Genomic DNA, 14,503 nt, shown 5'->3' with positions numbered 1-14,503 from the left:
AATGGTTGTGGAGGTCTAGCTATCGAGGCTTACGGTAACCGTTTTGGATTCCGTGTAGGCCTTCAACCCCTCTTCGCCCAACTCGCGACCTTGCCCGCTCATCTTAAAGCCGCCGAACGGCGCGGCGGCGTCGAAGACGTCGTAGCAGTTCACCCAAACGGTACCTGCACGAACTTTTCGAGCAAAGTCATGGGCCTTGACGATATCCCGAGTCCACACAGCGGCAGCTAATCCGTAGAACGTTTGGTTGGCGCGTCGGATCAAATCATCCCAATCGTCGAATGTCAGTACGGACATCACTGGACCGAAAATCTCTTCCTTCGCAATGGCCATGTCATCGGTCACGCGATCGAAGACGGTTGGTTGTACGAAGTAACCTCGGTCGTGCGCGCGTGCTCCCCCGGCGATACACTCCGCACCCTCCTGATTCCCTTTCGCTATGTAGCTCATGATCTTATCGAACTGGGCTTGGTCGATCTGAGGGCCCTGTTCGGTCTCGAGCGCAAAAGGGTCACCGACCCGGCGATTCGAAGCAAGCTCTTGGACGCGACCGACAAACTCTGTGTGAACGTCTTTGTGAACGAAAACGCGAGACCCCGCGCAGCAGCATTGGCCTTGATTGAGAAACAATCCGATGTAGGCTCCTCGGGCTGCTCGATCGAGATCGGCGTCGGGCAGGACGACGTTGGGGCTCTTTCCTCCCAATTCAAACGTCAATCGCTTCAATGTCTCAGCTGCGTCGCGCATGATGATTTGAGCCGTGCGGTGTTCTCCGGTGAAGGCGATTTTGTCAACGCCAGGGTGACGGACAACCGACGCACCCGCTGTCGGGCCGAAGCCAGGAACGACGTTGATAACGCCGTCCGGTATGCCCGCTTCCTTCGCGAGCTGGGCCATTCGCAGACAGCTCAAGGGTGTTTGCTCTGCGGGCTTCATCACGATGGTGCAACCGGCGGCTAGCGCTGGCCCCCACTTCCAAGCCACCATGAGCATTGGGAAATTCCATGGAATGATCTGTCCGGCCACTCCAACCGGTTCGCGACGCGTGTAGGTGAAGTAGTTGCCGCGGACCGGAATGGTCGAGCCGTGAATTTTGTCCGCATAGCCTGCGTAGTATCGCAAGCAATCGATGACGAGGGGCAAGTCTGCGTTGCGCGATTCGCGAATCGGCTTGCCATTGTCGAGCGTCTCCAAAGCGGCAAGCTCATCGATTTGGTTTTCGATCAAGTCCGCGAGCCGGTAGAGACAGCGCCCGCGATCACGGGCATCCATGCGGCTCCAAGGTCCGCTTTCGAGAGCGTGGCGGGCTGACTTTACGGCCGCATCGACATCTGCCCAATCCCCCTCGGCAACTTCGCAAATCACTTCTTCGGTTGCTGGATTCAATGTGGTGAAGGTTTTGCCCGAAATCGCGGGCCGCCACTGCCCATCGATGAAACATTCGGTGTGCTGGACTTTTGGATGACGAATCGATTCTGTCATGGTGGCCATGGCGTTCTCCGCAGAGAGTGAGAGGTGGAGGTAGGAGTTTGATTATAGCATCGATCGACCAGCGTAACGCAAAACGTTTTCGAGCGAACTCCCCGTTCGATCCCTCGGCTGTTAGACTCGTGCACTGCTACGTTTCCGATCGCCTTCTCGCCCGTGCTCGAATATCGCCTCGATTTCTTACTCGATTTCTTCCATACACGAGGGACCCGACTATGTTCGCTCGCATGATCTGGACCGTTGACCGGATAAGAAGCCAATTACTTTTTTGCTTGATCGTCTCCATGGCGACGGGGCAAAACTTGCAAGCCCAAACTTCTGACGCGAACGTGCACCCCAACGTTGTCTTGATGTTGATCGATGATATGGGAGTCATGGATACGTCCGTTCCGTTTTTGACCGACCGGGAAGGACGGCCGGTCAAACATCCGCTCAACGCGTACTATCGGACTCCGAACATGGAGCGGATGGCTGAGCGGGGGATCCGATTCAATCAGTTTTGCGCGATGAGCGTTTGCTCGCCAACACGCGTATCGATTTTGACGGGACAGAACGCAGCGAGACATCGAACCACCAATTGGATCCAGTGGAAGAACAACAACGGCGGACCTCGCGCCCCGAAGGATTGGAATTGGCTGGGACTGGGAGCGACCGATGTTTCTCTGCCACGCATTTTGCAGAGCCAAGGCTACCGCACGATCCATGTAGGCAAAGGACACTTGGCGCCTCGAAGCGGATCCGGTTCGAATCCACTTCAACTAGGATTCGATATCAACGTGGGTGGAGAATCGATCGGTCAACCGGCCAGCTACTACGGTTTAAAGAGCTTCTCGGGAGAAGGGAATCGGGCGGACACCTCGGTCCCCGGATTGGAGGCTTACCACGGCCAAGACGTGTTCTTGACCGAAGCCCTAACGCTCGAAGCCAATCGTCATGTTTCGGAAGCGGTCGCTTCGAGCAAGCCATTCTTTCTTTATTTCTCGCATTACGCCGTCCATGCTCCCTTTCAGTCCGACGCGCGATTCGCCGAGCATTACCGTGAGAGTGGTAAACCCGCTTCGGCGCAAGCCTTTGCAACGCTGGTGGAGGGAGTGGATCGCTCATTAGGAATGGTGATGGACCAGCTGGAATCGCTTGGAGTCGCCGAGAACACGCTTGTGATTTTTTTGGGTGACAATGGTACCGACGCACCGCTGGGAGGACCCCATGAAGTAGCCTGTGCAGCTCCATTGCGGGGTAAAAAAGGGTCTCATTATGAGGGGGGGATGCGAGTACCATTCATCGCATCATGGGGCAAAGCGAACGCGAACCATCCTGCCCAGAAGAAGCTCCCGATCCAAGCTGGCGTGATTCAATCGCAAATTGCATCGGTGACCGATCTCTTTCCCACGATCCTGGAGCTAGTCGAGGCCCCTGTTCCCGAAGAGCATGTCGTGGACGGGCAATCGCTTGCCATGCTCTTTACCGGGAGGCGAGATGCGAGTCGTCGCGAGTCGTTCTTGATGCACTATCCGCATGCCCCGCATCGCAGCGACTATTGGTCCAGTTTGCGAGAAGGTCCTTGGAAGGTGGTTTACCATTACTTCCCTACCGAGGCGTCAGGTGGTTCCCATTACCAGCTCTTTCACTTGGATAGCGATCCGTATGAGCAGAAGGACTTGTCGCGATCTGAACCGGATGAATTGAAGCGGTTGACAGCTAGGCTGGCAGAAGAACTGGCGCGTCATCATGCACTTTTTCCGACAGACGAAAATGGAAAAGATCTGGCGGTTCTTGTACCGGAATGAAGGATTTGCATTTGCCATGGACCGTTGCCGGGCCGATACAATCCAGTCCCTTCGACGCCGGATCCGTCGAAGGGGAAAAATTTACTCAACACATCCTGTCGTAATTCGCTTATGCCGCAGTTCAATTCCAACAGTCTGAACGAACAAGCCTTGGGGATATGCCGCTCTGCGTTGGGACATACGCAGAGTTGGAGGATTGCGTCGCGCGTGTTGGCAGGCGGCACGACGGTATTGGATTTCGGCATCGAAGTCACCGGTGGGATCCTTGCCGGACAGAACTTGGCGCGGATTTGTATGTCCGATCGATGCAAGGTCACCGTGCATCCGGCCGAAAGCGCCATCGGGCCTTGGCCGCAAATTCAAGTTTACACGGAGGATCCTGTGCACGCCTGCATGGCCTCGCAGTACGCGGGTTGGCCGGTGAAGGGGGATGGTTTCTTTGCGATGGGGTCAGGACCGATGCGAGTGAAGCGAGGGCAAGAGCCTGTTCTCAAGTCGCTCGGTGTATGCGATGAATCGGAATGGGCCGTTGGGGTATTGGAGTGCGATACCATTCCAACGGACGAGATCGCTGTTTCGATTGCGAAAGAGTGCAACGTGGCGGCCGAGAAACTCATGCTTTGTGTTGCGCCAACTCGATCGATCGCGGGGACTCTCCAAGTCGTTGCGCGGTCGGTCGAAACGAGCATGCACAAACTGTTCGAACTCGGTTTCCCACTGGAGCAAGTCGTAGGGGGACATGGGGCCGCGCCCCTCCCGCCCCCAGCGGTTGACTTCGTGGGTGGAATTGGCCGGACCAACGATGCCATCCTCTATGGTGGGCACGTGACCTTGTGGGTTCATGCGGATGACCAACAACTATGCGAATTGGGGCCAAAGATTCCAAGCTGTCATTCCAAGGACTTCGGAAAGCCCTTTGCAGAGACCTTTCAAGCCTACGAATTCGACTTTTACAAGGTGGATCCGGGTCTTTTCAGCCCAGCGATGATCACGCTCGTTAACCTAAAAACGGGGCGGTCGTGGCGATGGGGCAAACTTCGGCCCGACATTCTTGCCTCGTCGTTTGGCGAATCGCACGGTTAGGCCTTGGTCACGCTGTCTCAATTGGCTTTGCATCGCTACAATCGGAGCTTTAACCAGCCCTCCATTTATCGAATCTTATGACGAATAAACCTTCCGAGGAACGCCCCGCTCCATCCCCTTCGCCAGGCCAGCCACGGCGCGGTCAAGGCGCATGGCTGATCGGTTTGGTGTTGCTGGCGACGTTGGGATTGATGTTCTTTTTCAACGGGCTGGCAACCTCCCGAATCGACTACGGATTTTTCTTGGAGCAGCTCGACGCAGAGAATCTGCAAAAGGTAACGGTCTACGATTCCTACATCCAAGGGACGTTTAAGACGCCACCGGAAAAGCCGGTCACGATGGACAGCCAGGGGAAAATCAAACGCCCCGTAACGGCGAATGGGGATGTCGAAAGGTACAACAAAGACTTCGAGGTGTTCATTCCTGGAGATACCAACACCCGCGCTCAATTGTTTGAAAAACTCTCCGCTTTGCAGTCCAAATCTCGCAAGCCGACGGAACCGCCTGATGTGAACGATCCCGACGCGGTGGCTAGCCAGGACGTCGTGCCACTGGAGATCCAGGTTATTCCAGGCAATGCTCTCAATTCGCTTTTGACGCTGATTTCCTTCGGTGTATTAATCGCGACTATTATCGTTATCGTCCTGTTCTTTCGGCGCAGTCGCGAAGGCGGCATGATGGGGGGAGGGTTTCTATCCAGTTTCACGAGATCAACAGCAAAGCGATATGAACCCTCCGATCAGCATATCACTTTTGACGATGTCGCTGGACTAGAAGGCGTCAAGGCAGACCTGCAGGAGATCGTTGAGTTTCTCAAGGCACCGGAGAAGTTTCAGAAGTTGGGAGGGCGAGTCCCAAAGGGAGTGCTCCTGAACGGCCCCCCTGGAACTGGAAAAACGCTCCTCGCGCGCGCCGTGGCGGGCGAAGCGGGTGTGTCGTTCTTTTCCGTGAACGGTAGCGAATTCATTCAAATGTTCGTCGGCGTCGGCGCGTCTCGGGTTCGGGATTTGTTTGCAACCGCCAAGGAACATTCGCCGGCGATCGTCTTTATCGACGAAATTGATGCGGTTGGGCGACAGCGTGGAGCAGGGCTAGGCGGTGGTCATGACGAGCGAGAGCAGACTCTAAATCAGATCCTCGGCGAGATGGATGGCTTCTCCCCGAATGATTCCGTGATCATCATGGCAGCGACCAATCGCCCGGATGTTCTCGACCCGGCGTTGTTGAGACCGGGGCGTTTCGATCGCCACATCACAGTAGGGCGACCGACGTTGAAGGGGCGGGAAGAGATTTTCAAGGTTCATGTGCGCGACGTCCCGTTGGACAAAGATGTTGATCTGCATCGCTTAGCAGAAGCGACCGTTGGATTGACTGGCGCGGATATTCGCAATGTCGTAAACGAAGCTGCGCTTTGGGCAGCGAGACAAGACAAAGCGAGGGTGAGCATGGAAGATTTCGACTACGCGCGAGACAAAGTGCTCATGGGTGCCAAGCGGGAAGAAGTGATGCTCCCGAGCGAAAAGGAAAAGACGGCATATCACGAGGCGGGGCATACGCTGGCAGCATGGTTTCTACCCGGGGCGCAGCGAGTTCACAAAGTGACCGTGATTCCGCGCGGCATGTCGTTAGGGAGCACGCAGATCTTGCCGTCGGAGGACCGAATGAACATGTCCGAGAGCGAAATTCGTGATCAACTTGTCGTTCTGTTGGCGGGCCGCGCAGCAGAGAAGATCATCTACGACGAGACATCGGTCGGAGCTGAGAACGACTTGGAGCGAGCGACGTCGCTCGCCCGACGCATGATATCCCATTGGGGAATGAGTCATAAACTCGGGCCGGTATCGTACAAGCTCTCGGATAGCGATCCATTCTTGGGTCGTGAGATCCATCAACAGAGGCAGTTCAGCGAACGAACGCAGGAAACGATTGATTCCGAGATTGGAGATACGTTGCGGGCTGCAGATCGACGCGCTACCGACATACTGCACCAACGCCGTGAAGAGTTGGAACGATTGAAAGATGCGTTGATCGAAAGAGAAGAGCTCGATGAAAAGGAGCTCACGCAGCTCATCGGTCCGAGCATCCACACGAAAGAAACTCCTGCGGTAGACTCGGTGAGCGTTTAGTTCGGAAGACGTTTGACTCGGGTGACCATGGCTCGCAAGAAAAGCAACAAGATACGGATCGAGTTTCGCAAGAAGCATCAATCTCAGGTGCGCGACGCCGATCTTACGAGCCAATACGAAGCGAATCGAGACGAGATCGATACCATTTCGTCCGAACGAGTGAGCGGAAAGGGAGAATTGACTCGCCACCGCACCGTGAAAGGGAGCATCGAGGAGGGAACACGCGAGACGCTTGGCAATGTGGAGTTGGAAGTAGATCGCGGAACCATCGCAGGGCTTGTGTTGCGAGTCCACGGACTGGAATCCATTGTGAAAGGTGGCGATGGCAAGATTTACCGATGCTCGCTCCGCCGCGTCCTAAAGAACTTGGCGACGGATCAAAGGCATGTCCTGGTAGCTGGCGATCAAGTTCGGATACAGCGAGAGGGAGGCGATCAAGCTTGGATCGTGCGCATTGAGCCTCGTCGTAGCACATTGAGCAGGACGAGCAAGCAGCGGAGGCACATGATCGCTTCCAACGTAGATCAGCTGCTCATTGTCACCAGCGCGTCGCAACCTGCGATCAAGCCCAATCTCATCGATCGGCTCCTTGCAACGGCCGAACAGAACCATCTCGAAGCCTGTATTTGTGTCAATAAGTGCGATTTGATCGACGTCTCCGAGCTTCAGCCTTTGATCGGATGCTATGCGCAGATGGGGTATCAAATCGCCTTGCTCAGTGCGGCAAAGGGTTGGGGTATCAGCGCGCTGCGAACGATCACGAAAGACCGTTGCAGCGTCGTGGTCGGACAGAGCGGCGTTGGGAAATCCTCGATCCTCAACGCGATCGAACCCGGACTAAAACAACGCGTACAAGCGGTGAGCCAAGAGAATGAAAAAGGAAAGCACACGACCACCACGGCGGAGGTCTTCCCCCTTTCCTACGGCGGGTCGCTTATTGACACTCCAGGGGTCCGACAATTTCAGCTCTGGGATATTGTCGCGAGCGAGTTGACTGGGCTCTTTCGCGACATCCGCCCGTTCGCGTCCAATTGTCGATATCCCGATTGCAGCCATATCCACGAGAATGGTTGCGCCGTGAAAGATGCCGTAGCAGATGGCAGACTCGATGCGAGACGCTACGACAGCTACTGCCAAATTATCGATTCACCTTATGAAGGTGATCGAGACGAGTTGGATGGCTTGGAATAGCAGTCAAATGGCTCGCAAGTAATTGTCGGCAGCTAGCCTTCCGGCTAAACTTCACCACTGATTTACCCCACCCCTTTTGGAAGCTGTCCAAGCCTTATGGACAGCGGAGAGTTCAATGAGCGCAACCACCGGACCGAAAATTGATAGTTCCAAAGCTCGCCTCATCGTTGGTGACAAGGAACTGGAGATGCCCGTATTGGTGGGGACGGAGAACGATCGAGCGATCGACATTTCGAAGCTTCTAAAGGAAACTGGCCACATCACGATCGACGAAGGGTATGCGAACACGGGTTCGGCAGCGAGTGCGATCACCTATCTGGATGGGGAAACAGGCGTTTTACGGCACCGCGGCTACCCGATCGAACAACTGGCTGAGCATTGCAGTTTTCTCGAAACCAGTTACTTGCTCATCTATGGGGAACTCCCAACGCGTGAGCAACTTGAGCAGTTTGCAGATTCCATCGAAAAGCACACGATGCTTCACGAGGACATGCGATCGTTTTACAACGGTTTTCCGCGCGATGCCCACCCCATGGCGATTCTTTCCAGTGTAGTAGGGGCACTGTCGACGTTTTATCAAGACTCGCTTGATCCGCACGATCCTGAGCAAGTCGAGGTTTCGATCCATCGACTGATTGCCAAATTGCCCACGATTGCGGCTTACAGTTACAAGAAGTCGTTTGGTCAACCATTCATTTATCCCGACAACAGTCTGGATTATTGCGAGAACTTTCTCAGCATGATGTTTGCCCTTCCAAGCGAGAAATACCAACCGGATCCAGATTTCGTTCGTGCCTTGAATCTTCTGTTTATTGTCCACGCTGACCACGAGCAGAATTGCAGCACTTCCACCGTGCGTCTGGTTGGGTCCTCGAACGCAAACCTATTCGCTTCGATTTCAGCGGGGATTTGTGCTCTGTGGGGACCTTTGCATGGTGGAGCCAACGAAGCCTGCGTGAATATGCTCAAGCGCATTGCTGACGATGGCGGCAATGTCAAGAAGTACGTCGATATGGCGAAAGATAAAGCCAGCAACTTCCGGTTGATGGGCTTCGGTCACCGTGTATACAAGAATTACGACCCACGTGCGAAGATCATCAAAGCTGCTTGCGATGTCTTGCTCAAAAAGCTCAACCTAAACGATCCTCTTTTTGAAGTCGCGCAACAACTGGAAGAAGTCGCGTTGAAGGATCCATATTTCGTCGAACGCAAACTCTATCCGAACGTCGACTTCTACTCGGGCGTGATCTACCGGGCGATGGGAATCCCAGTCCAGATGTTCACTGTGTTGTTCGCCATTGGGCGTTTGCCCGGATGGATAGCCCACTGGGTTGAAATGCATCACTCAAGTGGAACACGCATTGGACGCCCCCGACAGGTCTATACCGGGTATACCAATCGCGATGTTATCCCAATCGAAAATCGATAAGTTGAGAGGCAGTCACAATCCATGAACGCCCGATCTTTTCGCTGGTCTAGGATGCAGCCTCGAAAACCCGAAGCAAGCACGCCGGCGGAGATGGTCTTGACGCTCAAACTCGATAAGCCCATTTCGGATTTGACATGGATTCAAAAGTCTCTGTTGTTTGCCGAACTGTCTCGGCTGTCTTATGCATCTCCGGAGGCTGTTGCGAAAATCGCCTACGAAGGAGGATTCGATCACTGCGACGATGTGGAGCACGATGGCGCAGAAGGCTATGTGCTGGGCAATCGGCATGATTGCATCATCGTGTGCAGGGGAACCGAACCTAACCAATGGAACGACATACGCGCAGATGCCAATGCCTGGACCATTGCATCGGAAGTAGGCCGGGTACACAGCGGGTTTTATACTGAAGTAAACGATCTCTGGCCAAAGCTCGAGAACAAGATCAAAGAGAATCAGCGACCACTGTGGTTTGCTGGCCATTCACTAGGTGGAGCCATGGCAGGCATCTGCGCCGTGCGATGCAAATTGGCTCCTATACCATCCGATCCAAAAGCGATCTTTACTTACGGTGCACCACGTATTGGTGATCGCAAATACGCATCCTTTCTCAAGATCAAGCATTATCGATGGGTGAATAACAACGATGTCGTTCCCCGCGTTCCACCCATTTGGCTTGGCTACCACCACATGGGGCAGGAGATCTACCTGAACCGGCATGGACGAATCAGTTTGATCAGATCCTGGCTTCGAGTTCACGATCGGCTCCGCGGACTTCTTACGTCCCTAAGGCTTTGGAAGCTCGACTATTTGAGCGACCATTCCATGGTAGAGTACATCTCACACATACGAGCCCTGTTCGAGTGGGAAGTGTCGGGAAGAAAGCTGCGAAAGCCTCGCCACCTTCCAGCTCAATAACGTCAGACCAACTCCACTCCCATTACCCCGTCGAACGCTCGCTCCCCACCGTTCTGCACCCCCGCCCCCAAAAAACGCCCCCCATCCTGGTGAGTGTCCCTAATACGCGTGAGTGTCCCCAGTTTTTGGTTCCGAAAAATTTCCTGCTGGCACCTCTTCCCCACTCTTGTAGGTGGGATCTCGAGACGCTCCAATAGATCGCTCGCACAGGATCGTGCACGGCAATCCGAATGAATCGCCCCTTGTTTTGCCGATGTTTTCCCTTTCGCCCAAGGAATTCAGATCATGCGCACCGCCCGCGCCGATATCTACCGTCCCGACGAAGTCGCGACCGTCCACACCATCGCCACCATTGTTCGCAAGTACTACTTGCTAGGCGATGATGCTCTGACCCGCAAAGACTACAGCCATCGCTGTCTCTGGATTACCAAGCAAATCGAGGAACAGGCCCAGTACTTTGGCATCGACGTCTTAGGTCATGCCATCATGAGCAATCACTTCCACTCGGTCTTGCGCTCCCGCCCCGACATAGTCCAAGAGTGGGACGACACCGAAGTCGCCAGGCGCTGGATGTTGATGTGTCCCAAGAGAAAGAACAAAGACAAGAGTCCGGCGGAGCCGAACCAGAAGGAGCTTGACGCCATCCGCACCAAGCCAGAGAAGGTCAAAGAGATCCGGCTCCGGCTCAGCGATATCTCGTGGTGGATGCGCATCCTTTGCCAGCGAGTGGCCAAGCGAGCCAATATGGAGCTCCAAGAGACCGGTCGGTTCTTCAATGGCCGGTTCAAGTCGATGAGGTTGCTCGATGACGAGGCCATATTAGGCTGCATGAGCTATGTCGATTTGAATCCCATCCGAGCCCAGGTTACCAAGACGCTGGAGGGCTCCCAGCACACGTCGGTAGCCAAGCGGATCGCCGCGCTCACGCAAGTGCTAGGAACAGAGGTTCCGCCACCGGAGGCTTTGCAGGAGGGAGGGTCCCAGCAATCCAGCTCGTCAGGCGAAGATCCAGTCTTGTGGCAGCGTCGGCTGCCCGACGCGTACTTAGCGCCGATCGAGCTGGTGGATGAGAAAGGGAGTGCGGGGAGCAAGCCGAGCAAGACGCAGAAGCGGTGCAGTGACAAGGGAGTGGTTCCCCTATCTTCGATGAGCTACATCCAGCTGTTGGATGCAACCGCCCGGATCATCAAGGAAGGGAAGAAAGGCTTCACACCGGAGGAGGTACCCCCGGTGTTAGAGAGGTTGAACATGGATCCAGCGCGCTGGATCGATTACACGACCCAGTTCAGCCGGATGTTCTCTTTAGCGGCCGGCGGAGTGCGTAGCATGAAGGAAGCCAGGACGCTCGTTACGAAGCGGCAGTATTACTGTCCGCAATACCAAGGTCGTACCTAGCGGCAGGTCATTCAGTCCGCAGGCGGATAGTCGACGCTTCCAGCGACGCAATTTACCGCTTGCCGTCGACGTTGACCGGAATCAGCATCCCCCAATCCCCCTTCTTCTTAGCATTCCGTGCGGACCTCCCCCCGCACGAGGGTTCTCGCTGCGCGCCGCCTGACCAGAAACGGCCCCAAAACCCGTCTTTCGCCCCTCTTCGGCCTCCAATCCCCCACGCGCCCCTCAAAACCCGCCCCTACCCCCCTCCTCCGGGGGGCCACCCCCACCCCTGGTGAGTGTCCCCAGATTCTGATGAGAGATTCTGATGAGTGTCCCCAGTATGAGGGGGGTGGTTTATTATGCTGCGTTTTATTTGCTATTTGTGGGGGAGGATACGAGCTGATTCATGGGCTTGGGTGTCGCGACGCGGTATTTGGCCAAGACGCTTTGCGCATTTTCACGAAAGGTAAGAAGCGACGGATCGCTTAATAGATATCCCTTGTTCGCCCGAACCACAGCCAACGCGAGAGACTGTTTCGATTGCCAATGGGCGAGCTTAAAACCGCGAATGTCTTGATACGGGTTTTCAAGCTTGGCAGTGATTTTGGGAATTAGGTGGATGCCGTCTTGCGCATGTAGAATCGTGTAGTGCATCGCTGCATACAGGGCAACGATGCCAACCAACACTCCGGATCCAAAGCTTCCTAATCGATTCATTCGCATCCTCGCTCGTTGACGTTTTGGTGAACGCGGGGTGTACCAGAAACAAACATTGGGAATCTAGTCAGAATCTCTCAAGTTTCTGAGTTCACGTTTGGGAAGAGGATGCGTTCAATCAAAGAGCAGAATATGGAACGCGGGTCCCCAAGCAGGGAAGGATATGACAAACATTGATCAATCCACGGCATGCTGATGACGCTCGATGCGTTGGGAGATACTGAAGGGGTCATGGTAATTCGCAGCACATAGCTAGCGTTGTTGACGTCCTCGCTTTTTCTGGCTTGACCCATCAAAAGCGGAAACGCTATTTTCGACGTTGTTCCAATCCAATATCTTTCGATCGACTTTTGGGGGCGTGATTATGTCGAAGGCTGCAGGGAAGCAAGCCGGTGTTCCGTTGCTGGATGTCAACCGAGGCAACCGAGAGCTTCATGAGGAAATCATGGAGGCGATCGAGTCGGTCGTATTGAGCGGTCGATTTCTGCACGGCCCCGACGTGGGCGAACTGGAGTGCGCCATCGCCGGTACCTGCCAAACGAAACATGCTATCGGGGTGGCGTCGGGAAGCGACGCATTGCTCCTCGCGTTGATGGCTCTCGATTTGCAACCGGGCGATGAGGTAATCGTTCCTAGCTTCACATTCTTTGCAACAGCCTCCGCTGTTTCGCGTCTTGGAGGAATTCCTGTCTTCGTCGATATCGATCCGCACACCTTCAACATCGATCCTTCTCTCGTCGAAGCAAATATTTCGTCCCGTACACGAGCTATCATTCCTGTTCATCTGTTCGGTCAATGCGCCGCCATGGACCGCATCGGTGCAGTTGCTCGCTCTCATCGTATCCACGTTATTGAAGATGCAGCGCAGGCGATCGGCGCTTCCTATTTGGGTAAACCTGCGGGGGCCTGGGGGGACATGGGTTGTCTCAGCTTCTATCCGACAAAGAATCTTGGCGGAATAGGGGATGGCGGAATGATGGTTTGCCAAGACGACGATCTTGCGGCGAAACTGCGGTTGCTCGCCTCGCATGGTATGTCGCCGCGGTACTACCACAAAGCACTCGGTATCAATAGCCGGCTTGATACCATTCAAGCCGCCGTATTGCGAATCAAACACCGAAAGCTCGATGAATACAGCCGTGCTCGTCAGAAGAACGCAAGCCGATACCATGAAATGTTCCACGCTCGTGGTCTCACGAATTGCATCGAACTCCCCTATCAAGCTCCTGAGGCGCACCACGTTTGGAACCAGTATGGGATTCGCGTACGGGACGGCCTAAGGGACAGCATGCGCAAACACTTGAGCGAAATGGGTATCGGAAATGAGGTTTACTACCCAGTTCCTTTGCATCAACAGGAATGTTTCCGCGAGCTTGGATACTGCGACGGCAGCTTGCCCCATACCGAGCAAGCAGCAGCGGAAATTCTTCATTTGCCAATCTACCCCGAGTTGACAGAGGCCGAACAAGATTCCGTTATCATGGGAATTGAAGAGTTTTATCAATCCGCCTCGCTTCGCCGTGCGGCCTAACAGTTCAAGTCTCTGGTAACTTAGAAATAAAGAGTTCGATGACAAAGGTTTTGGTTTTGGGAGCCCATCCCGATGATGCGGAATACTTCGCTGGCGGACTCTTAGCTCGCCACGCTCTCGCGGGGTCCGAAATTCGGATTGTGAGTGTCACTAATGGTCAATCAGGACACCAGTCTATTCCTTCCCCTGACCTCATTACGATCCGTCGGCAAGAGGCTGCGAATTCCGGGGCCGTGATCGGAGCGACCTATATCACTGGAGATTTTCCGGACGGCTACTTACAACCGACGCTGGAACTTCGCGAGTTCATCATCCGAGAGATTCGTCAATTTGCACCCGATTTGGTTCTCACCCATCGCCCATTTGACTATCACCCGGATCACCGAGCGGTTGGGCAAGCTGTGCAGGATGCTTCCTACATGGTGCTGGTACCGAAAGTAGTACCCGATTGCCCGACCCCGCTACGCGAACCGCTTGTCGCCTACATGAATGATTTGTTCACACGTCCAGCTCCGTTCCGAGCCGATGTCGTGCTGGATGTGACGCCTCAAATCGACTCGATTTTGGCGATGATCGCATGCCACCGATCGCAATTCTTTGACTGGATGCCTTGGATCGACCGCATTTCCGACCAAGTCCCTGAGAGCGAGGCGGACCAGCTGGCTTGGCTTCGACGTTGGTATCTCGAGCGCATGGGAGCTCGAACGGAACGCTTCTGGAAAGGGGAGGGCAAACCGCTCATCGTAGAGGCTTTTGAATTCTCCGAGTATGCAGGGCGCCCCAACGCAGCACTCCTGTCCAAACTCTTTCCGCCCGATCGGTAGGGACGAAGATTGCGATGGAGATCGGTGTCTCCATG

At 54.7% G+C, this 14,503-nt stretch carries 11 protein-coding genes; 9 read left to right on the top strand and 2 right to left on the bottom strand.

Going from position 1 to position 14,503, the window contains the following annotated elements:
* Nucleotides 1-15: 15 nt before the first annotated feature.
* A complete protein-coding gene (locus SH467x_RS07160) occupies nt 16-1,491 on the bottom strand; it encodes an aldehyde dehydrogenase family protein (protein WP_482370589.1) in 1,476 nt (491 codons plus the stop codon).
* A gap of 212 nt (nt 1,492-1,703) precedes the next feature.
* On the opposite strand from SH467x_RS07160, the gene SH467x_RS07155 reads away from it, so the two are divergent.
* From SH467x_RS07155 to SH467x_RS07125, 7 genes are all read left to right on the top strand, one after another.
* A complete protein-coding gene (locus tag SH467x_RS07155; protein WP_482370588.1) occupies nt 1,704-3,275 on the top strand; it encodes a sulfatase in 1,572 nt (523 codons plus the stop codon).
* 111 nt (nt 3,276-3,386) lie between these two features.
* On the top strand, nt 3,387-4,358 hold the full coding sequence (gene mch, locus SH467x_RS07150; protein ID WP_482370587.1) for a methenyltetrahydromethanopterin cyclohydrolase: 972 nt from the start codon (nt 3,387-3,389) through the stop codon (nt 4,356-4,358).
* Nucleotides 4,359-4,435: 77 nt separating this feature from the next.
* Nucleotides 4,436-6,484, top strand: coding sequence for an ATP-dependent zinc metalloprotease FtsH (gene ftsH, locus SH467x_RS07145; RefSeq protein WP_482370586.1), 2,049 nt, complete (start codon nt 4,436-4,438; stop codon nt 6,482-6,484).
* Nucleotides 6,485-6,511: 27 nt separating this feature from the next.
* Entirely contained in the window at nt 6,512-7,675 is a 1,164-nt protein-coding gene (gene rsgA / locus SH467x_RS07140; protein ID WP_482370585.1) for a ribosome small subunit-dependent GTPase A, read from the top strand.
* 115 nt (nt 7,676-7,790) lie between these two features.
* Nucleotides 7,791-9,104, top strand: a complete 1,314-nt coding sequence (locus SH467x_RS07135; protein ID WP_482370584.1) for a citrate synthase — start codon at nt 7,791-7,793, stop codon at nt 9,102-9,104.
* A 51-nt stretch (nt 9,105-9,155) separates the two neighbouring features.
* Entirely contained in the window at nt 9,156-10,019 is an 864-nt protein-coding gene (locus tag SH467x_RS07130) for a lipase family protein (protein ID WP_482370583.1), read from the top strand.
* A gap of 285 nt (nt 10,020-10,304) precedes the next feature.
* Nucleotides 10,305-11,414 carry a transposase gene (locus tag SH467x_RS07125; protein ID WP_482368902.1) on the top strand — a complete coding sequence of 370 codons (1,110 nt, stop codon included), beginning with the start codon at nt 10,305-10,307 and terminating at the stop codon, nt 11,412-11,414.
* A 351-nt stretch (nt 11,415-11,765) separates the two neighbouring features.
* Here the strand turns inward: SH467x_RS07125 and SH467x_RS07120 are convergent, their stop codons facing one another.
* A complete protein-coding gene (locus SH467x_RS07120; protein WP_482370582.1) occupies nt 11,766-12,113 on the bottom strand; it encodes a hypothetical protein in 348 nt (115 codons plus the stop codon).
* A 364-nt stretch (nt 12,114-12,477) separates the two neighbouring features.
* On the opposite strand from SH467x_RS07120, the gene SH467x_RS07115 reads away from it, so the two are divergent.
* Complete coding sequence (locus tag SH467x_RS07115) at nt 12,478-13,644, top strand: DegT/DnrJ/EryC1/StrS family aminotransferase (RefSeq protein WP_482370581.1); 1,167 nt, start codon at nt 12,478-12,480, stop codon at nt 13,642-13,644.
* 38 nt (nt 13,645-13,682) lie between these two features.
* Entirely contained in the window at nt 13,683-14,468 is a 786-nt protein-coding gene (locus tag SH467x_RS07110) for a PIG-L deacetylase family protein (RefSeq protein ID WP_482370580.1), read from the top strand.
* Nucleotides 14,469-14,503: the final 35 nt, after the last annotated feature.

Origin of the sequence: Brakhagea slesvicensis (assembly GCF_052161625.1) — a bacterium.
Classification (GTDB): Bacteria; Planctomycetota; Planctomycetia; order Pirellulales; family Pirellulaceae; genus JBKCUI01.
This window is presented reverse-complemented; position numbering and strand designations above follow the sequence as displayed.